General features: G+C 75.0%; 14 protein-coding genes. 7 read left to right on the top strand and 7 right to left on the bottom strand.

Going from position 1 to position 19,714, the window contains the following annotated elements:
• Positions 1-91 precede the first annotated feature (91 nt).
• Positions 92-565 (top strand): cyclophane-containing RiPP N-acetyltransferase HaaN, encoded by a 474-nt coding sequence (gene haaN / locus SCATT_RS07185; RefSeq protein ID WP_014142306.1) that lies wholly within the window; start codon positions 92-94, stop codon positions 563-565.
• Here the strand turns inward: haaN and SCATT_RS40710 are convergent.
• Positions 538-1,368 carry an MFS transporter gene (locus SCATT_RS40710; protein ID WP_407696647.1) on the bottom strand — a complete coding sequence of 277 codons (831 nt, stop codon included), beginning with the start codon at positions 1,366-1,368 and terminating at the stop codon, positions 538-540. The two genes, haaN and SCATT_RS40710, sit on opposite strands and share 28 nt — an antisense overlap.
• Here SCATT_RS40710 and SCATT_RS39370 point away from each other — a divergent pair.
• The 5 genes from SCATT_RS39370 (at position 1,249) to SCATT_RS07210 (ending at position 5,992) form a co-directional block, all read left to right on the top strand.
• A complete protein-coding gene (locus SCATT_RS39370) occupies positions 1,249-1,569 on the top strand; it encodes a hypothetical protein (RefSeq protein WP_231905049.1) in 321 nt (106 codons plus the stop codon). The two genes, SCATT_RS40710 and SCATT_RS39370, sit on opposite strands and share 120 nt — an antisense overlap.
• 338 nt (positions 1,570-1,907) lie before the next feature.
• Complete coding sequence (locus SCATT_RS07195; RefSeq protein ID WP_014142309.1) at positions 1,908-3,206, top strand: ABC transporter substrate-binding protein; 1,299 nt, start codon at positions 1,908-1,910, stop codon at positions 3,204-3,206.
• A gap of 6 nt (positions 3,207-3,212) precedes the next feature.
• On the top strand, positions 3,213-4,193 hold the full coding sequence (locus tag SCATT_RS07200) for a carbohydrate ABC transporter permease (protein WP_014142310.1): 981 nt from the start codon (positions 3,213-3,215) through the stop codon (positions 4,191-4,193).
• Positions 4,194-4,196: 3 nt separating this feature from the next.
• A complete protein-coding gene (locus SCATT_RS07205; RefSeq protein WP_014142311.1) occupies positions 4,197-5,033 on the top strand; it encodes a carbohydrate ABC transporter permease in 837 nt (278 codons plus the stop codon).
• Positions 5,034-5,065: 32 nt separating this feature from the next.
• Positions 5,066-5,992: an oxidoreductase gene (locus tag SCATT_RS07210; protein ID WP_014142312.1), complete on the top strand. Its 927-nt coding sequence runs from the start codon at positions 5,066-5,068 to the stop codon at positions 5,990-5,992.
• On the opposite strand, the gene SCATT_RS07215 is transcribed toward SCATT_RS07210, so the two are convergent.
• Entirely contained in the window at positions 5,910-6,503 is a 594-nt protein-coding gene (locus SCATT_RS07215; protein WP_050990276.1) for a hypothetical protein, read from the bottom strand. The genes SCATT_RS07210 and SCATT_RS07215 overlap by 83 nt on opposite strands.
• 230 nt (positions 6,504-6,733) lie before the next feature.
• Between SCATT_RS07215 and SCATT_RS07220 the strand changes: the two genes are divergently transcribed.
• On the top strand, positions 6,734-8,608 hold the full coding sequence (locus SCATT_RS07220) for an APC family permease (protein ID WP_014142314.1): 1,875 nt from the start codon (positions 6,734-6,736) through the stop codon (positions 8,606-8,608).
• Between the two features lie 78 nt (positions 8,609-8,686).
• On the opposite strand, the gene ppdK is transcribed toward SCATT_RS07220, so the two are convergent.
• From ppdK to SCATT_RS07245, 5 genes are all read right to left on the bottom strand, one after another.
• On the bottom strand, positions 8,687-11,386 hold the full coding sequence (gene ppdK / locus SCATT_RS07225; RefSeq protein ID WP_014142315.1) for a pyruvate, phosphate dikinase: 2,700 nt from the start codon (positions 11,384-11,386) through the stop codon (positions 8,687-8,689).
• 395 nt (positions 11,387-11,781) lie between these two features.
• Positions 11,782-15,243, bottom strand: a complete 3,462-nt coding sequence (locus tag SCATT_RS07230; protein ID WP_014142316.1) for a tetratricopeptide repeat protein — start codon at positions 15,241-15,243, stop codon at positions 11,782-11,784.
• Positions 15,243-16,196 carry an AAA family ATPase gene (locus SCATT_RS07235; RefSeq protein ID WP_014142317.1) on the bottom strand — a complete coding sequence of 318 codons (954 nt, stop codon included), beginning with the start codon at positions 16,194-16,196 and terminating at the stop codon, positions 15,243-15,245. The genes SCATT_RS07230 and SCATT_RS07235 overlap by 1 nt, the downstream gene beginning before the upstream one ends.
• Before the next feature lie 28 nt (positions 16,197-16,224).
• Positions 16,225-18,438, bottom strand: a complete 2,214-nt coding sequence (locus tag SCATT_RS07240) for a VMAP-C domain-containing protein (protein WP_014627639.1) — start codon at positions 18,436-18,438, stop codon at positions 16,225-16,227.
• A complete protein-coding gene (locus SCATT_RS07245; RefSeq protein ID WP_014142319.1) occupies positions 18,435-19,649 on the bottom strand; it encodes a lipase family protein in 1,215 nt (404 codons plus the stop codon). Before SCATT_RS07245 ends, SCATT_RS07240 begins: the two co-directional genes overlap by 4 nt.
• Positions 19,650-19,714 lie beyond the last annotated feature (65 nt).

Consider the following 19,714-nt stretch of genomic DNA (forward strand, 5'->3'; position numbering starts at 1 on the left):
ACGGCGGCCTCTCCGGCCCTGTCCGCGACAAGTGTCGTAGCGGGGACCTGCGGCGCGGGCCGGACCAAGTGTTGGAAGGCAGGAGAGACCGATGGGCGTGACCATCCGCCCCGCCGAAAAGCGGGACGTCCCGGCTGTCGCCGAGCTGATCGAGGAGATCGAGCGGTTCTACGGTGCGACCGGGATCCAGCCGTTCGACCAGCGGCGGTCGCAGGTCGAGGAGGCCCTCTTCGGCACGCCGCCGCTGGCCTCTGCGTTGCTGGTCGAGGACGAGCACGGCGGCATCGCCGGAATGGCCGCCTATTCCTTCCTCTGGCCTGCCGCAGGCTCCACCCACTCCTTGTTCCTCAAGGAGCTCTACGTCCGCGACACCCTTCGACGGCAGGGCGTGGGCGCACAGCTGATGCGTGAACTCCGCGTCCTCGCCGAGGCGCGGCCCGGTTGCAGCCGTGTCGAGTGGATGACGGACCGGGACAACCCCGCCGCACGCGAGTTCTACCGGTCACTCGGGTTCGCCGAGTTCGACGGGAAGATCGTCTATCGGATCGGCACCGGAACGTCCTGACGCCGTCGGCGCGGGCCGACCGGCCCTCCGCCACGCCACCCCCGCACACCCCAGCGACGCCAGCACCACCGCCGCGCCCGTCCACGCCAGCGTGGGGAACGGGGCGCCGGTGGTGAGCAGTCGTGAACCGGCCCAGGAGCCGACGGCGTTGCCGAGGTTGAAGGCGGAGGTGTTGGCGGCGAGGGCGAGGGGGGAGCCGCCGCCGGCGGCGGCGAGGGCCCAGGACTGGAGCGGGGGGGACGAGGGCGCCGGAGGCGAGGCCGATGACGAGGACGGCGGCGCGGACCGGGGCGGGGTGGCGGACGGCGCAGGCGGTGGTCGCCAGGGCGGCGGCGAGCGTGGTGAGGGCGAGGACGATGGTGGCGCGGGGGGGCGCGGTCGCCGAGGAAGCCGCCGGCGCCGAAGACGAAGAGCATGGCCGCGGCGGCGCCCCGGCCCAGCCCGGTCGCCTCGCGCAGCAGCGGGGTCACGTAGGCGTACCGCAGGAACCAGCCGGTCCGCGAGACCGTGGTGACCGTGAACGCCCAGCGCACCTGGGGTCGCCACAGGGCGCGCGGTTCTCCGCGGGCGCCGGCGGAGGCACCGGCGCGGACGGCGGGGCGGGCGGGCACCAGCAGGACGATCGCCACCGCCGAGGCGACCGCGGCGGCCACCACCGCCCAGAACGTGGCCCGCCACCCGAGGTGTTCGCCGACGAGCGCGCCGAGCGGGCCGCCCGCCACCGTGGCCAGCGCGAAGCCACCGGCCACCCAGGAGATGGCGGTGGCCTGCCGGTCACGCGGCGCGAGGGAGACGGCCAGCAGGATGGTGACCGCGACGAAGGCGCTGTGGGTGAGGGCCCGAGCATGCGGGCGGCCATCAGCGGCGGGAACGAAGGGGTCGGCGCGGCGAGGGAGTTGGCCGCCGCGAAGAACGCCAGCAGCCCGAGGGCGAGCCGGCGGGCCGGGACCCGGGCGGTGGCCAGGGTGGCCAACGGGCCGGCGACCGCGGCGGCGATCGCGTAGCCGCCCAGCAGCTGACCGGCGGTGGCCACCGGCACCCGCAACTCCCCCGCCACCTCCACCAGCAGCCCGACGAGCGCGAACTCGGCCGAGCACAGCGCGATCACCGCCAGCGCCAGGGCGAGCGGCGCACCCCAGGGGAAACGTTCGGAAACGCCGCGGGACACCGGCGGCGGGGACGTGGTCATGGAGCCCTCAACGAATACATCGCTTCGATGTATTCGTTGACGAGGTATATGCCAGGGCGCACCGGCGGTCAAACGTGTTGTGACCAACACTCCACCCCCAGGGGCGATTTCACGCCACCGCAATGCGGCGGCCACGCGTCCGGGCGATACTTCATGACCATGTCCGAGCCGACACCGCGGCACGCCGCGATCAGCCGCCGACGCCTTCTCGCCGCCGCGGGCGGCCTCGCCCTGGCCGCCCCGCTGGCCGCCTGCGGCTCCAACACCGGCCGCGGGGGCGGCGGTCCGGGCGGCGGCACCGTGCTGCGGCAGTGGTACCACCAGTACGGCGAGCCGGGGACGCAGTCGGCCGTGAAGCGGTACGCGGCGGCCTACCGGCAGGCCGAGGTGACCGTCGAGTGGCGCCCCGGCGACTACGACCGGCAGACCGCCGCCGCCCTGCTCACCGCCGACGGCCCGGACGTCTTCGAGGCCAACGGCCCCACCCTGGACCAGATCCGCGGCGGCCAGGTGGCCGACCTGACCGCCGAGATCGCCGCGGCGCGCGACGACTTCAACCCCGCGGTGCTCGCCCCGAAGATCTACGGCGGCCGGGTCTGGGGCATCCCGCAGACCATCGACACCCAGCTGCTCTACTACCGCAAGAGCCTGCTGGCCAAGGCGGGGGTGGCGCCGCCGGCCACGCTGGACGCCCTGGTGACCGCGGCCCGCGCGCTGACCGGCAAGGACGTCAAGGGGCTCTTCCTCGGCAACGACGGCGGCGCCGGGGTGCTCGGCTCCGGCGGCATCCCGCTGATCGCCGCCGGGCTCGACCTGCTCACCGCGGACGGCCGCGCCGCCTTCGCCGACCCGGCCGGCGCCGACGCCCTGGCCCGGCTGCGCACCCTGTGGACCGACAAGTCGCTGCTGCTGGGCGCCCCCGCCGACTGGTCCGACCCGTCGGCGTTCGTCCAGGGGCTGACCGCCATGCAGTGGACCGGGCTGTGGGCGCTGCCGCAGATCGCCAAGGCGCTCGGTGACGACTTCGGCGTCCTGCCGTTCCCGGCCGCCGGGGCGCACGGGAAGCCCGCGGTGCCGGTGGGCGCCTACGCGGCGGCGGTCAACGCCCGCTCCAAGCACCGGGACGCGGCCAAGCGGTACGTCAAGTGGCTGTGGGTGGACCGCACCGACTTCCAGGAGGACTTCGCGCTCTCCTACGGGTTCCACATCCCCGCCCGGCTCTCCCTGGCCCGCAAGGCGGCCAAGCTACGCACCGGGCCGGCCGCCGACGCGGTGCGGTACGCCACCGGCAACGGGCACGCCGCGCCGCTGCTGTGGACGCCGGGGGCGCAGACCGCGGTGCAGGACGCCTTCAGCCGGATCATCAAGGACGGCGCCGACCCGCGCGCCCAGCTCGCCTCGGCGGCCTCCCGGGTGACCGCCGAGGTGCGCCGGGCGCGGGGCGAGGGCTGAGCGCCGGTGTCCGCCGGTCCGGCCGCCGCCCCCGCCCCCGCCGCCCCGGTGGCCGCGTCCGGGCGGGCGGCGGCGCCCCGGCCCCGGTTCGGGCCGCACCGCCGCCATCTGTGGTTCTGGGTCTTCACCGGCCCGTTCGTGCTGGGGCTCGCGGTCTTCGTCTACGTTCCGCTGGTGTGGAGCGTGACGCTGAGCTTCTTCGACGCGCGCAACACCGTCACCCCCAGCCGGTTCGTGGGGTGGGCCAACTACGCGGCGGTGCTGGGCGATCCGGCGTTCACCTCCAGCCTGCTGACCTTCTCGCTGTTCACGCTGGTGGTGGTGCCGGCCACGTTCGCGCTGTCGCTGGCGCTGGCGCTGCTGGTGAGCCGGGTGCGCAGGCTGCGGGCGTTCTTCCGGTCGGTGTTCTTCCTGCCGACCGCGTGCAGTTACGTGGTGGCGTCGCTGATCTGGAAGATGTCGGTCTTCAACGGGGTGCGCTTCGGGCTGGCCAACACCGTGCTGCGGGCGTTCGGCGCGGACCCGGTGGCCTGGCTCTCCGACCCCCATCCGCCCTGGTACTGGCTGGTGATCGGCACGGTACGGCTGTGGCTCCAGGCGGGGTTCTACATGATCCTCTTCCTCGCCGGGCTCCAGCGCATCCCGCGCGCGCTGTACGAGGCGGCGGCGGTGGACGGGGCCCGGCCCGGGTGGCAGACGTTCCGGTACATCACCTTCCCGCAGTTGCGGGCGACCTCGGTGGCGGTGGTGCTGCTGCTGGTGATCAACGCCTTCCAGGCGTTCGACGAGTTCTACAACCTGCTCTCCAGCGCCCGTGGTTACCCGCCGTACGCCCGGCCGCCGCTGGTCTACCTGTACTACACGGCGCTCGGCCAGGGGCAGGACCTGGGGGTGGGCAGCGCCGGGGCGGTGGTGCTGGCGCTGCTGATCGCGGTGGCCACCGTGGCGCAGGCCCGGTGGTTCGGGCTGGGCCGGAAGGAGGCGTGAGGGATGCGGCAGGCACAGCTGCGGCTCGGGCGGGCGCTGCGCGCGGCGGTGCTGTGCGCGCTGGCGGTGCTCTTCCTGGTCCCGTTCTACCTGCTGGTGCGCAACGGGCTCGCCGACGAGTCGGAGATCACCGCGCCGGGGTGGACGTTCCTCCCGCGCCACCTGCGCCTCGGCAACATCGGCGAGCTGTTCGCGGACCCGGCGGTGCCGATGGCGCACGCGCTGTGGAACTCCACCGTGATCGCGGTGCTGACCACGGCCGGCACCCTGCTGCTGGCCTCGCTCGCCGGGTACGGGCTGGCCCGCATCCCGTACCCGCACGCGCAGGGCGTCTTCTACGCGATCCTGGGCACGCTGATGGTCCCGGCCGCGGTGACCTTCGTGCCCACCTTCGTGCTGGTCTCCTCGCTCGGCTGGGTCTCCTCGCTGCGCGGGCTGGTGGTGCCGACGCTGTTCAACGCGTTCGCCGCCTTCGTCTTCCGCCAGTTCTTCCTCGGCTTCCCGCACGAGCTGGAGGACGCGGCCCGGGTGGACGGGCTGGGCTACTGGCGCACGTACTGGCGGGTGGTGGTGCCCAACTCGGGGCCGGCCTTCGCCGCGGTGGGGGCGATCGTCTTCATCGGCTCGTGGAACGCCTTCCTGTGGCCGCTGGTGATCGGGCAGGACCAGCGGGCGTGGACGGTGCAGGTGGCGCTCTCCACGTTCACCACCGCGCAGAACGTCAACCTGCACGAGCTGTTCACCGCCGCCGCGGTCTCCATCGTGCCGCTGATCGTGGTCTTCGTGGGGCTGCAGCGCTTCATCGTCGCCGGTGTGGAAAGGTCGGGCATCGACGACTGAGCCGGGAGACCGGAAGAGGGAGTGAGCCACGGATGGGCTGGAGCGCCGACGACATCCCCGACCAGACCGGCCGCACCGCCGTGATCACCGGCGGCAACGGCGGCATCGGCTACCACACCGCGCTCGCCCTGGCCCGGCACGGGGCCCGGGTGCTGCTCGCCTGCCGCAACGAGGCGCGCGGCAAGGCGGCGGCGGAACGGATCGGGGCCGCCGCCCCCGGGTCCCGGGTCGCCTACCGCCACCTGGACCTGGCCGATCTGTCCACGGTGCGGGCGTTCGCCGCCGGGTACGACGCGGACCGGCTCGACCTGCTGGTGAACAACGCGGGCGTGATGGCGCTGCCGTACGGGCGCACGGCCGACGGCTTCGAGACCCAGTTCGGCGTCAACCACCTCGGCCACTTCGCGCTCACCGGGCTGCTGCTGCCCCGGCTGCTGCGGACGCCCGGCGCCCGGGTGGTCACCGTCTCCAGCGGGCTGCACGTGCTGGCCACCATCGACCCCACCGACCCCAACGGCGAGCGCCGGTACCGGCGGTGGGTCGCCTACGCGCGCTCCAAGAGCGCCAACCTGCTCTTCACCCACGAGCTGGCCCGGCGGCTGACCGCCGCGGGCGCCCCGGTGACCGCCGCCGCCGCGCACCCGGGATACGCCGACACCGGCCTCGCGGTCGCCGGGGTGCGGATGGAGGGGCGCCGGACGGCCGAGCGCGTGGTGCGGGCGGCCGGCCGGATCGTCGCCCAGCCCGCCGCGGCCGGGGCGCTGCCGACGCTGTACGCGGCGACCGCGCCCGGGGTCGCGCAGGACGCCTTCTTCGGGCCGCGGATCGCCACGCTGCGCGGGGCTCCGGCGCCCTCGCCGCGGGCGCCGTGGACAGTCAACGACGCCGCCGGCGAACGCCTCTGGGACCTTTCGGAGGAGCTGACCGGGGTGCGTCCGCAGCTGCCGGCGGTGCGCTGAGCGAGGGGGCGAGCAGCCGCAGCGCACGGTCGTCGACGCGGGCGGCGATCCGGGCGAGCGGGGCGGTGTCGTCCCCGATGCGGCCGGCCCGCCGGGCGTCGTGGACGGCGCGTTCGATCCGGTGCCACAGCGCCGGGTTGGCCTCCAGCGTCCGCAGGTCGAGTTCGACCCGGCCGCCGTCGCGGTCGCGCAGCACCAGCCGGGGCACGGTCACCCCGGACAGCCGCGCCAGCACCAGCCGGTCGGTACGGACCCGGTGGCGGACGAGGACGGCGGTGGCGCGGATCCAGCCGTCGCCCGAGGTCACCCGGGCCGGCAGCAGCACCGCCAGCGCGGCCAGGGCGCAGCCGCACCACAGCAGCGCGCGCCACCGGTCCAGGGTGCCGGCGCCCGCGTCCAGCGCCAGCAGCGCGGCCAGCAGCCCCGCCGCGCAGTACCCCGCGGCCCGGGCCTCGCCGGCCCACCGCCGGTCACGCAGGAGGGCGCCGTCACCCCGGGAACGCCTCGCCATGTCCGCAACGCTAAGCACGCCACCGCCCCCGGCCACCGGTTCTTGTCGGGGATCTGACACCCGGTCGGAACTTCTTGACGCGTCCCTGACGCCGGCCCCGGTTCCGGCGCCCCGGCGCGTCAAGATCCCGTGAAGGCCGGCGCATCCGGCGCCAAGGTCGCGCCAAGGTCGCGCGTTTTCGTCCCCGTACGCCCCCACGCTGGGCACGCCCACGATGGAGGAACCCGACGATGACGACACCGCCCCGCACCCGCAACGCCCCGGCCGGCGACGGCCGCACGCACGACGCCGTACCGGAGGGCGGCCGGTCGCCCGATCCGGAAGGACGGCACCGGCTGACCGCGCTGGGCGGGCTGGCCGCGCTCTCGCTGGACGCGATGGCGTCGGTGGCCTACGGCCCGGAGGCGGTGGTGCTGGTGCTGGCCACCGCGGGCGCGCACGGGCTGGGGTTCACGCTGCCGGTGACGCTGGCGATCGCCGCGCTGCTGGCGGTGCTGGTCGCCTCCTACCGGCAGGTGATCGCCGCCTTCCCGGACGGCGGCGGCTCCTACGCGGTGGCCCGCCGCCATCTGGGCCGCCGGGCCGGGCTGGTGGCCGCCGCCTCGCTGGTGCTGGACTACGTGCTCAACGTGGCGGTCTCGGTCACCGCCGGGGTCGCCGCGCTGACCTCGGCGTTCCCCGCGCTGTACGGGGAGCGGACGTGGCTGTGCCTGGCGGTGCTGGCCGTGGTGACCGCCGTCAATCTGCGCGGGGTGGCGGAGTCGGCGCGGCTGTTCATGGTGCCCACCGCGGTCTTCGTGGGCGCGATCCTGGCGATGGTGGCGGTGGGCCTGTTCCGGGACCATCCGGTGAGCACCGCCACCGCCGCCGGGCACGCCTCGGTGGTGGCCGGGAACGCCACCACGGTGGGGGCGCTGCTGCTGCTCAAGGCGTTCTCGGCGGGGTGTTCCGCGCTCACCGGGGTGGAGGCGATCGCCAACGCGGTGCCGTCGTTCCGGGCGCCCCGGGTGCGGCGGGCGCAGCGCACCGAGGTGGCGCTGGGCGCGCTGCTGGGCGTGATGCTGATCGGGCTGTCGGTGCTCATCGGCCGCTTCCACCTCCAGCCGGTGCACGGGGTCACCGTGCTCGCCCAGCTCGCGGACGCCTCGCTCGGCCACAACTGGGCATTCTACGTGGTGCAGTTCGCCACCATGGTGCTGCTGGCGCTGGCCGCCAACACCTCGTTCGGCGGGCTGCCGGTGCTGATGGCGCTGCTGGCCCGGGACAACCACCTGCCGCACGTCTTCGCGCTCAAGGCCGACCGCCAGGTGCACCGGCACGGGGTGCTGGCGCTGGCGGCGGCGTCGGCGGTGCTGCTGGTGGCCTCCGGCGGCGACAGCGACGTGGTGGTGCCGCTCTTCGCGATCGGCGTCTTCATCGGCTTCACCGTCTGCCAGGTGGGCATGGTGGTGCACTGGCGTAGCGGCCGGGCGGCCGGGTGGCGGCGCAAGGCGGTGCTCAACGCGTGCGGGGCGGTGCTCACCGGGGTGGCCGCGGTGATCGTGACGGCCACGAAGTTCACCGAGGGCGCGTGGCTGGTGGTGGTGGCGCTGCCGGTGCTGGTGTTCGCCTTCGAGCAGGTGCACCGGGCGTACGCGCGCATCGGTGAGCGGCTCGGGCTCGGCCGGGTGCCCGAACCGCCGCGCCGGCACCGGTCGTTGGTGGTGGTGCCGGTCTCCTCGCTGTCCCGGCTGACCAGTGAGGCGCTGACGGCCGCGGTCTCCCTCGGCGACGAGGTGCTGGCGGTCACCGTGACCGGGCCGGATCCGGAGGACCGGGAGCAGGCCGAGGCGCTGCGCCGGGACTGGGACCTGTGGCGGCCGGGGGTGCCGCTGGTCGAACTGACCTGTGCCGGACGGGCGTTGGGGCGTCCGGTGACCGGGTACCTGTCCCGGCTGGCCGCGGAGCGTCCGCAGGCCCGGATCACCGTGCTGATCGCGGAGGTGGAACCGGCCCGGCTGTGGCAGCGGCTGCTCCAGAACCAGCGGGGCGCGGTGCTGGCGCACGCGGTGCGCCGGGACACCGACGCGGTGGTGTGCCGGCTGCGGTTCCGGCTGACGCCGTGACGGGGGCGGGGCGGCGCCTTCCGCACAAGGCGCCGCCCCCGGTGAGGGTTTTCCGTGGTGGTTCGATGGGGCCGGGCGTCACCCGGCGGCGCGGCCGGCCTCCAGTCGGGCGACCGGGATCCGGAACGGCGAGCAGGAGACGTAGTCCAGGCCCGCCTCGTGGAAGAAGTGCACCGACTCCGGGTCGCCGCCGTGCTCTCCGCAGACCCCGAGCTTCAGCCCCGGGCGGGCCGCCCGGCCGGCCTCGACGGCGCCGCGCACCAGCGAGCCGACGCCGTCCCGGTCGATGGTCTCGAACGGGCTCACCCCGAAGATGCCCTTCTCCAGGTAGGCGGTGAAGAAGCTGGCCTCCACGTCGTCGCGGGAGAAGCCCCACACGGTCTGGGTGAGGTCGTTGGTGCCGAACGAGAAGAACTCGGCGGCCTCGGCGATCTGGTCGGCGGTAAGCGCCGCCCGGGGCAGCTCGATCATGGTGCCGAGCGGCAGCCGCAGTTCGGTGCCGTAGGCCGCCGCCACCTCGGCGATGACCTTCTCGGACTCCTCGCGGACGATCTCCAGCTCCTGGACGGTGCCGACCAGCGGGATCATGATCTCCGGCCGCGGGTCACCGCCGGCCCGGCGGCGTTCGGCGGCGGCCTCGGCGATCGCCCGTACCTGCATCCCGAACAGGCCCGGGATCACCAGGCCGAGGCGGACCCCGCGCAGCCCCAGCATCGGGTTCTGCTCGTGCAGCCGGTGCACCGCCTGGAGCAGCCGCAGGTCGTTCTCGTGCGGCTCCTTGCGGGACTCGGCGAGGGCGACGCGCACCGACAGGTCGGTGATGTCGGGCAGGAACTCGTGGAGCGGCGGGTCGAGCAGGCGGACGGTGACCGGCAGCCCGTCCATCGCCTCGAACAGCTCGATGAAGTCCTGCCGCTGCAACGGCAGCAGCGCGTCCAGGGCCTCGCCGCGCTCGGTGTCGGTGTCGGCGAGGATCAGCCGCTCCACCAGTTCGCGGCGGTCGCCGAGGAACATGTGCTCGGTGCGGCACAGCCCGATGCCCTGGGCGCCGAAGCGGCGGGCGCGGGCGGCGTCCTCGGCGTTGTCGGCGTTGGCCCGCACGTGCAGCCGGCGGATCCGGTCGGCGTAGGACATCATCCGGTCGACCGCGGTGACCAGTTCGTCGGCGCGCGCGTCGGCCGGGGCGAGGCGGCCCTCGAAGTACTCCACCACCGGGGAGGGCACCACCGGTACCTCACCGCGGTAGACCACGCCGGTGGAGCCGTCGATGGAGATGACGTCGCCCTCCTCGACGACCACGCCGCCGGGGGCGGACAGGCAGCGCCGCTTGGTGTCCACCTCCAGCTCCTCCGCGCCGCACACGCAGGTCTTGCCCATGCCGCGGGCGACCACGGCGGCGTGCGAGGTCTTGCCGCCGCGGGAGGTGAGGATGCCCTCGGCGGCGATCATGCCGTTGAGGTCGTCGGGGTTGGTCTCGCGGCGGATCAGGATGACCTTCTCCCCGGACCGGGACCACTTGACGGCGGTGTAGGAGTCGAAGACGGCCTTGCCGACCGCGGCGCCGGGCGAGGCGGCGATGCCCCGGCCGAGCTTGCGGGCGCCGTCCTTGGCGGCGGTCTCGTCGAACCGGGGGAACATCAGCTGGGCCAGCTGGTTGCCGTTGACCCGGCGCAGCGCCTCGGCCTCGTCGATCAGCCCCTGGTCGACGAGTTGGGTGGCGATCCGGAAGGCCGCGGCTGCGGTGCGCTTGCCGACCCGGGTCTGGAGCATCCACAGCTTGCCGCGCTCGATGGTGAACTCGATGTCGCACAGGTCGCGGTAGTGCGTCTCCAGCGTCTCCATGATGCGCATCAGCGCGTCGTAGGAGGTCTTGTCGATGCGTTCGAGTTCGGCGAGGGGGACGGTGTTGCGGATGCCGGCCACCACGTCCTCGCCCTGGGCGTTCTGCAGGTAGTCGCCGTAGACGCCCTGCCGTCCGGTGGCGGGGTCGCGGGTGAAGGCGACGCCGGTGCCCGAGTCCGGGCCGAGGTTGCCGAAGACCATGGAGCAGACGTTGACGGCGGTGCCCAGGTCGTGCGGGATGCGTTCCTGGCGGCGGTAGAGCTTGGCGCGGTCGCCGTTCCAGGAGTGGAAGACGGCCCTTATGGCCAGGTCCATCTGCTCGCGGGGGTCCTGCGGGAACTCCCGGCCGGCCTCCTTGGCCACGATCTGCTTGAAGGTGTCGACCAGTTGGCGCAGGTCGGCGGCGTCCAGGCCGAGGTCGTTGGAGGCGCCCTTGGCGTGCTTGGCCTCCTCCAGGGCCTCTTCGAACAGGTCGCCGTCGACGCCGAGGACGGTCTTGCCGAACATCTGGATGAGGCGGCGGTAGGAGTCCCAGGCGAAGCGGTCGTCGCCGGCCTGGGCGGCGAGGCCGGCCACGGAGGCGTCGGACAGGCCGATGTTGAGGACCGTGTCCATCATCCCGGGCATGGAGAACTTGGCCCCGGAGCGTACGGAGACCAGCAGCGGGTCGTCGTTCTGGCCGAGCCGCTTGCCCATCCGCCTCTCCAGCGCGTCGAGGTGCGCACTCACCTCGTCGCGCAGCTCGGGCGGCTCGCTGCCGGACTCCAGGAAGACCTTGCAGGCCTCGGTGGTGATGGTGAAGCCCGGAGGGACGGGCAGACCGAGGTTGGTCATCTCGGCGAGGTTCGCGCCCTTGCCACCGAGCAGGTCCTTGAGGTCTTTGTTGCCCTCCGTGAAGTCGTAGACGAACTTCCGGGGTGTGTGGTGTTCCGACACGGGACCGACTCCTCGCGCACGGGGTTGCCCTGACGGCGGGGAGCGTACCCATCTCAAAGGCTTCGCAGTGCGTCCACGGCCATGTCACATGGCCATAACCACCCGTCTGCCAGCAGATCGAAAGCGACAAGGGGGCGATGCCTGGGATCCGCGATCCACGGATTTCGTCGTCCCACCCTTCACCTCTTGAACACATGAGCGCGTCAATGTGCAATCGAGCAGACAGCGCCATCACGGTGCGTGACGTGGGTTTGATTGCCTGAAGCGGCAGTACTTGGCACCCAGTGCCATTGATTGGAGAATTAACGACACCGGGTGCCGCAACAGAGAGATCCGGTTGCGCGCTCAAATGAGCGACTACCTCATCAGGCGTGGCGAGAATCACGCCGTTCGTCTCACTCCTCGGACAGCCGGATGCGCCGCCGCAGGTCCTCCAGGAGACCCCGGGTGACCTCGGTGTTGCGGTGGTGCGGACCCAGCACCCGGCCGCGGGCCTCCAGCACGGCGGCGTACTCGGCCTCCGCCTCGGCGAGCCGGCCGAGGTGGTCCAGGGAGAAGGCCAGGTTGTGCCAGGTGCCCAGGGTCAGCGGGTTGTCGGCGCCGAGGACCCGGCGGCGGTCGCGCCAGGCGCGCCGGTTGACCTGCTCCGCCTCGGCGTACCGGCCCATCCGGTTGAGCAGGTAGCCCAGGTTGTGCCGGGACGACAGGGTGCGCGGCGCGTCGTCGCCGTCCCGGGCCGCGCGCTCGGCGGTCAGCGCCCGCTGCTCCGCCTCGGCCTCGGTGAACCGCTCCTGGTCCAGCAGGGTCCACACCAGCTGGGCCCGGGTGCTGGAGGTGTCCGGGTGGTCGGCGCCCAGCACCCGGCGGCGTGCCTCCAGCACCCGTCGCAGTTCGGCCTCGGCCTCCTCGTGCCGGCCCAGCATGCCCAGCGTCTGCGCCCAGCCGTGCCGGGCGGCCAGCGTGCTGTCGTGCTCCTCGCCGAGCAGCCGGGCCCGGGCCCGGGCCACCTCCCGGTACCCCTCCTCCGCCTCGGCCAGCCGCTCCTGGCCGCGGACCGCCCGGGCCAGCTCCAGCCGGGTGGTGAGCACCGCGCCCTCCGGACGCCCCAGCCGCAGCTCCTCGGCGAGGATGCCCAGGCACTCCGTCTCCGCCTCGGAGTACCGTTCCAGCGCGTTGAGCACGGTGGCGTGCACGTACCGCATGCGCAGCGCGACCGGGTGGGCGGTGCCGAAGACACGGGTCGCGGCGGGCACCAGAGAGGTGGTCACCGCCAGCGCGTCGTCCGGCCGGTCCAGGTCGCGCAGGGCCACCGCCAGGTCCTCCCGGGCGTCCAGGGTCCGGGGGTCCCGCGGGCCGTACCGGGTCTCGGCCGCCGCGACCAGCTCGCGCAGCTCCGGCTCGGCGCGCGCGTACCGCCGGTCCCCCATCAGCACCCGGACCAGCCCGGCCCGGGCCATCAGCGCGTCCTCCTGGTCCGGGCCGGCCGTGCGGGTCCAGGCGTCCAGCAGCTCCCGGTAGGCCTCCTCGGCCTCCGGGTAGCGCCGGGCCCGTTCCAGGCCGTGGCCCACCCACCACAGGGCGCCGAGCGTCTCGGGGTGGTCGGGGCCCAGCGCCGCCAGGCAGTCGTGGTGGGCGCGCCGGTACTCGTCCAGCGCCTCCTGGTGCCGCTCGCGCTGCTGGAGCACCTGGGCCAGCCGGGAGCGGGACTCGCCGACCGCGACGACGTCGAACTCCGGCCGGCGCAGATAGACCTCCAGCAGCTCCCGGCGTTCCGCCTCGGCCGCCTCCAGCCGCCCGGCCGCGCTCAGCAGACCGGCCAGATGGCCGCGGGCATACAGCGTGTAGCGGTGCTCCGGGCCGTGCACCCGGACGGAGACGGCCACCACCTCGCGCAGATGGTGCTCGGCCTGGTCGTGGTCGCCCAGCCGGTTGAGCGCGAGCGCCAGGTGGCCGCGCAGGTTGCGGGTCTCCAGGTCGTCGCCGGTCAGCTCGGGGAGCAACGTGCCGATGACGCGCCGCAGTTCACCGGCGTACCCGGTCAGATCGGTGTCGACCAGCCGGACGGCCAGCTCCTGGACGGCGTGCACCCCGTCCCAGCCGTACACCTCCTCCCGGTCGCCCGCGGCGTCGGCCATCCTGGCGGCCTGCTCGCGTACGGCCCCGGGCACCGACGGGTCGCGGACGATCCGCCGGGCCAGCTCGGTCAGGGGCGGCCTGACCCACAGCGAGGCGTGGGAGAGCACGGGTTCGCCCGGGACGGGGGAGGGTGTGCCGGCGTCGGCGGGGTCGCCCCGCCCGGAGCCGCCGCCGTCGCCGAGGCTCAGCCGGTACAGCAGTTGCGGGGAGGCGGCGGCGAACGGGCGGGCGTCGTCGGTGACGGCGGTGCCGCCGGGGCCGTGGACGCGGGCGCGGAACTCCGGGCCGTCGCCGCGCCGCCGGGTCAGGTAGGCGGTGACCAGTTCCACGGTGCCCAGCGCCTCGTCGGTGCGGACGGTGTCCAGCAGCAGGTCGGCCACGCCGGGCTGGAACTCGTAGGTGCCGCCGGCGCCCTCGGCCCGGCGCAGCAGGCCGCCCAGGAAGACCTCGGCGAGCTGGGCGGGGTGGAAGCGGTCGGCGCCGCCGGGGTCCTGCCGTCCGGCGTGGTGGATCAGCCGCATCACCGGCAGGGTGAGCGGGTGGACGGCGGCGAGGCGGCCGGCCAGGCGCTGTCCCTCGGGCGAGGCGCTCTCCCGGAAGTGGCGCAGCCGTTCGCCGGGGGCCCGGTGCGGCGGGTCCGGCACCGGAACGGGCGGCGGGGGGTGGGCGGGCAGCAGCAGCACCGGCAGTGCGGCGCTGCCCCGGTCCCCCGCGGCGAGCCCGGCCCACGCCGCGAGCTGCTCCTCGGCCAGCTCCAGCAGCGGCACCGGCACCCCCTCGTACGGCGCCAACAGGCCGGACGGCAGCAGGGGGTGATGGATCGTCAGGCAACGGTTGGCGGCGACCGGGCGCTCCGCGGCCAGCAGCAGGCGCTCGGCGGCCATCGCCGGGGCCGGCCACATGCGCGGCGGCAGCGGCTGCACCACCGCCACCGGCACCCGTCGCGCCCACCGGGCCAGCCAGCGCTGCACCGCCCCCGACCGCCAGGCCGGCCCCACCCCGTCGGAGAGCACGAGGACCACCGTGCGCCCCTCCTGCCCCACCACCGAGCCGGGGGTGCGGCGCGGCGCGGCCGGGGCGAACGGGCGGGCGCGCAGCACCGGCGCCGCCGCGTCACCGGTGTCCAGGCCCAGGATGCGCAACTGCCGGAAGGCGCCCAGCCGTTCCAGGATGGCGCGCAGTTCCGCCGCAAGCTGCCGCCACAGCACCATCGAGGGGCCGTCGTCGACGATCAGGGTGAGGCTGAGCCGGTGCTCGCGTTCCGGGCGCAGCACCACGTCGGGGAGTCCGGTCTCGGCGATCCGGTCGGCGCTGGCGGATTCGTCCAGCCGCACCAGCCGGGGCGAGGGCGACCACTGGCGCAGCGGGCGCAGGGCGCGGCCGAGCCGGTGCGCCCGGGTCAGCGCGCGGACCCCGCGCACCTGCACCGTAACGGCGGTCCGGCCGCCACGGGGCGGACGCGGACCGGGCGCGTACAGCCCGGGGTCGGCGGGGCGGGCGGGGTCGGCGGCCTCGGACCCGGCGGGCGGCTCCGGCTCGGCGGCGTCGGCGGGGGGCCGCGGGGGCCGCGCGGTGGCGGCCGGGGCGGGTCCGGCCGGGGGCTCCCCCGTCCCGGCCGGTGCGCCGCCGGTCCGCACCGCCAGCCAGAGAACGTCGAGCAGTTCCTGGGTGGACAGCTCGACCCCCGCCCGTTCCAGCGCCGCGCTGAGCCGGTCGATCATCAGGCGTCCACGTCGTCCAGCGACTGCAGCACGGTCTCGCGCAGCGTCTCGTACGGCATGCGGACGGCGGTGGAGCGCAGGTGGACGGCGTTGAGGAGCTGGTCGGTGGCGAGCTCGCGGTTCTGCCCGTCGCGCAGGTCGAGGAAGTCCGCGATCAGCCGCTCGGCCTCCTCGGTGAGGGGGCCGAGGTGGAGCGAGACGATCTCGCGCAGCTGCTCGGCGCCGGGCTGCTTGAGGTCCAGCCGGACGCAGCGGCGCAGGAACGCCGGGGGGAACTCGCGTTCGCCGTTGCTGGTGACCACCACCACCGGGAACGTCCGGCAGCGCACCACGCCGTGGGCGACCGTGACCTTGCGGTCCGACCCGGTGACCCGCACCCGGACCTCGCTCTCCTTGAGGCGGGCGAGTTCCGGGATCTCGTAGCGGCCCTCCTCGAAGACGGTGAGCAGGTCGTTGGGGAGGTCGATGTCGCCCTTGTCGAGTTCGTCGACGAGCAGCACCCGGGGCTTGGCGGCCGGCAGCAGCGCGGTGCCGAGCGGGCCGAGCCGCAGGTAGTCGCCGATGTCGCCGTCACCGTCGGCCGCGTCGTCCGGGCCCCGGCGCATGGAGGCGTCCCGCAGCCGGCCCACCGCGTCGTAGTGGTAGAGCCCGTCGGCGAGCGTGGTACGGCTGTTGACCGGCCAGTGCAGCACCTCGCCCAGGCGCAGTTCGCGGGCGACGGCCCGGGCCAGGCTGGACTTGCCGGTGCCGGGCTTGCCGGTCACCAGCAGCGGCCGGTGCAGCAGCAGCGCGGTGTTGACCACGTCCCGGTCGGCGTCGGAGATGACGTAGGGGAACGGCGCGGCGGGGGCCCGCGTGCCGGGGGCCTCGAAGCGGCGCCACGGCGGCGGCTCGGGCCAGGCCACGTCCCGCGGGCGCCCGTCACCGCGGAAGAGCTGCCAGTCGTCGGTCATCGAGGGGTCCTACTTTCTTCGGCGTGGGTCAGACCGGGGCGGACAGGTCGAGCCGGCGCGGCAGCGGATGGCCGGGGTCGTCCCACAGCAGGGCGAGGTGCTTGCCGTGGTGGTCGTCGTCGAGGTCGCCGGCGGCCCGCAACTCCCGCAGGTGGTGCGGGAGTCGGGCCAACGGTACGGCGCCCAGCAGCGGCTCCAGCCGGTCCCGGGCGGCGCGGCGCTCCTCGGCGCGGTGCCAGACGAGCACCGGGACCCCGCTGACCACGCAGGCCAGGAAGATCCCGGTGCGGTGCCGGGCCGGGGCGGTGACCACGCAGCCGGGGGCGTCCGGGTGGAGCGAGAGGGCGCCGGGCACCCGGTCGCGTTCCAGGTCGTCGGGGAGCCAGTGCAGGTCCCGCACGATGCCGGCGGCGACCCGCTCCCACCGTTTGCGCCAGGTGTGCACATAGGGCTGGGGGCGCGGGTCGGTGCCGCGGACCACGACCGGGTAGTCGGTGCCCAGCCGGCGTTCGACGTCGGTGCGGGCGCGGATCGTCCAGCGGTGCACCTCCAGGTCGAGGTCGGCGGCGGGGAGGAAGAACTCCACCAGCGTCTCGTGGGCCCGGGCGTACCGGTAGAGCGCCTCGTCGAGGTCGTCGCTGATACCGGCGGCGGGGCGCGGCCGGTCGCCCTTGGCCACCGCGACCACCTCGGTGCCGCGGCGGTACCAGATCTCGTAGGTGCGTCCGCCGCCGGCCGGGCCGGACAGCCGGATCTGGACGCGGTCGCCGTCGGCCGCGTGCCCGGTCCGCTCGGTCTCCTCCTGGAGGTCGGCGCGGCGGGCGAGGAGCGCCTGGGTCATCCCGATGCGTTCCGCGCAGCGGTCGGACCAGGACTGGAGCGCGGCGGCGTCGTCCGGCGGCAGCAGCGCGGCGGTGCGCTCGGTGATCCGCAGCAGCTGGGGCAGCTGGTGGCGGCGGGGCACCAGGCGTTCCAGGTCGTCCAGGACGGCCGGCGGATCGTCCGGGGCGGTCAGCCGGACCCCGGGCAGTTCGTCGTGGGCGGCCCCGACCAGCGTCGGCAGGGTGCGGCCGGTGGCGAGCAGGGCGAGCAGCCCGCCGTGTTCGAGACCGGTCAGCCACTCCCCGGACGGGCGCAGCGGGCGGGCGGCCGGCTCCGCGTCGGCCACCGTGTGCCGCCAGTGGTCGAGGTGGGGGCCGGGCTCGGCGGGGCGGGTGGCGTCGAGCGCGGCCAGCAGCGTGGTCACCCCGTGGGCGGTGCCGATCGCCACGTCGACCAGTTCGCCGGCCGTGGCGGCGGGGCGCGGGACGGGGGCGTGCGGGGACAGCTCCCGGACGAGGTGGAAGGCGAAGGCGGCGGCGGAGTGCGGGTCGGCGGTGAGCAGTTCGGTGACGCGGGTCAACTGCGCCTTGGCACGCAGTTGTTCACCGGTGAGCGGGGGCGGGGCCGGGCGGTCGGTCTCGTTGCCCCGCCAGTCGCGCCGGTAGAGGTTGGGCAGCTGGTCGGCCTGGCCGGTCTCGCGCAGCCGGTCGAACGCGTCGTCCACCCTGCGGGCCGCCGCGTCCAGGTCGGGCGGTCCGGCGCCGTCCGGGGCGGCGCGCAGCCCGGTCAGCAGGGTGCGGGTGAACAGGCCCTCGCCGCCGGTGTTCTTGGCCAGGCCGCCGGGTTCGCAGGCGCGCCACACGAAGGCCTGGCGGCCCCGGTGGAGCGTCTCGCGGGTGATGAAGTGGTCGGGTTCGGGGGCGGCGGCCCGCTCGGCCGGCGGGAGCGGCTGGCGGCAGGCGTCGACCACGGTGACGACCCGGCCGAACCGGTGCGGGGCGAGGGCGTCGGAGCACAGGTAGTCCACCAGCTTCCCGGCGTCCAGGCCGACCAGGTCGTCCTCCCGGGCCTCGGGGTAGAGCAGGCTCCATTCGCTCCCCTTGACCTGGACGCCGTGGCCGGCCCAGTAGACCCACAGCCAGTCGCCGTCCAGCCGGGGCAGGACGCGCTTGAAGAAGGTCCGCACCGTGCCGCGGTCGGCGCCCGCGTGGCCACGGCCGGCCAGCAGCGCGGCGTTGGCCGGGAGCGGGGCGGCGAGCAGGTGGACGTTGCGCTCCGGGACGCCGAGCCCGGTGAGCCAGTCGATCAGGCCGAGGGCGTCGCGCACCGGGCCGTCCAGGTGCCAGGCCGCACCGCCGGCGTACTCCTCGACGGCGACCGCGACGACGTGGACGCGCTCGGTGTCCCACCCGGCGCTCACGGCAGCTCCGGGGCGAGCAGCCGGTAGAAGCCGCGGTGCGCGAAGTAGGCGCTGTGCGACCAGGGGAACGGCTGCCGGGTGTCCACCCGCAGGTCGCGCACGCGGCCGGGGAAGATCCCGGCGGCCACGAAGCCCAGCAGGTCGCGCTCGTCGTAGACGTTGAGCCAGCGCGGGAAGGCGGGCGGCAGCGGTTCGCCGCGGCGCAGCCCGGTGAGGGCGTCGAGTTCGTACAGGAACGGGGCCTGGGAGCCCACGGTGACCAGCAGGTCGACGCGGAGGCCGGGGTCGGTGGCGAGCAGGTCGACGCAGGCGATGCCGCCGAGGCTGTGGGCGAGGAGGACCACCGGGCGGCCGGGGTCGGCGGCGCGGGCCGCGCGGACGGTCTCGGCGACGCGGTCCCGCAGCGCCTCGCCGCGGGCCTGGTAGCGCAGGATGTCGCCGGTGGCCGGGACGGCGCCGCCGGTGATGCGGGTGCGGTGGCGCCGGGCCGCCTCGGAGTAGTCCCACACCGCCCAGGTCAGACCGCGCCGCAGCAGCCACCGGCCGGCGTCGGCGAGGGCGCCGCGGTCGGTGCCGCCCAGCGCCTCGGTGATCGCGGCCACCAGGGCGTCGCGTTCCTCCCCGTCCACCGGCGGCGGCTCCTGCGCGGGTTCCTCGCCGGCCGCCAGCCGCAGCGTCTCGGCCACCACGGCCCGCGCGGTGACGGCGGTGACCCCGGCGTCGTCGGGGGCGCCGCCGGAGAGCGCGGCGATCTCGCGGGCGGTGCGTTCGGCGGCCTCGGGGAGCAGCCGGGCCGTCCCGGAGCCGGGTTCGGCGGCCCCGCCGGAGGCGGCGAGGGCGGCGGGTAAGGACCGTACCCGGTCGGCGAAGGCCCGCCACGGATCGGCCCGGCCGGGGACGAAGCCGCCGGCCTGCCGGGGCGCCGCCGCCGCGTGGGCGTGGAGTTCGGCGAAGGGGTCGGCCAGCAGCAGCGACCACAGCGCGGTGGGATCGTCCGCCGCGGCCTCGCCGGGCACCGCGCGGGTGCCCTCCCGTACCGGGATCGAGACGCCGCCCAGGGCCAGCCGGGCCCCGAAGGCGTCGCCCCAGTAGCAGCGCACCACGGTGGCGTCGGGGCGCGCCGCGGCCAGCCCGCGCACCACCTTCTCGTGGGTGCGCTCGTACGACTCGGCGCGCACGCCCGTACCGTGGACGAAGACGACGCTCGTCACCGATCCCCCCGCCCGAGGTCCGTCACAGGCACGGCGTCGCCGCCGTGCGGTCGAAGAAGCCCGCA

Origin of the sequence: Streptantibioticus cattleyicolor NRRL 8057 = DSM 46488, assembly GCF_000240165.1 — a bacterium.
GTDB classification, from domain to species: Bacteria; Actinomycetota; Actinomycetes; order Streptomycetales; family Streptomycetaceae; genus Streptantibioticus; species Streptantibioticus cattleyicolor.

What these genes read in the sequence shown, in the direction of transcription:
- haaN (WP_014142306.1), top strand. Translation starts at nt 92, where the DNA reads ATGGGCGTGACCATCCGCCCCGCCGAAAAGCGGGACGTCCCGGCTGTC.
- SCATT_RS07235 (WP_014142317.1), bottom strand. Translation starts at nt 16,196, where the DNA reads ATGACCGACGACTGGCAGCTCTTCCGCGGTGACGGGCGCCCGCGGGAC.
- SCATT_RS07210 (WP_014142312.1), top strand. Translation starts at nt 5,066, where the DNA reads ATGGGCTGGAGCGCCGACGACATCCCCGACCAGACCGGCCGCACCGCC.
- SCATT_RS07195 (WP_014142309.1), top strand. Translation starts at nt 1,908, where the DNA reads ATGACCATGTCCGAGCCGACACCGCGGCACGCCGCGATCAGCCGCCGA.
- SCATT_RS07215 (WP_050990276.1), bottom strand. Translation starts at nt 6,503, where the DNA reads ATGGCGAGGCGTTCCCGGGGTGACGGCGCCCTCCTGCGTGACCGGCGG.
- SCATT_RS07230 (WP_014142316.1), bottom strand. Translation starts at nt 15,243, where the DNA reads ATGATCGACCGGCTCAGCGCGGCGCTGGAACGGGCGGGGGTCGAGCTG.
- SCATT_RS07220 (WP_014142314.1), top strand. Translation starts at nt 6,734, where the DNA reads ATGACGACACCGCCCCGCACCCGCAACGCCCCGGCCGGCGACGGCCGC.
- SCATT_RS07205 (WP_014142311.1), top strand. Translation starts at nt 4,197, where the DNA reads ATGCGGCAGGCACAGCTGCGGCTCGGGCGGGCGCTGCGCGCGGCGGTG.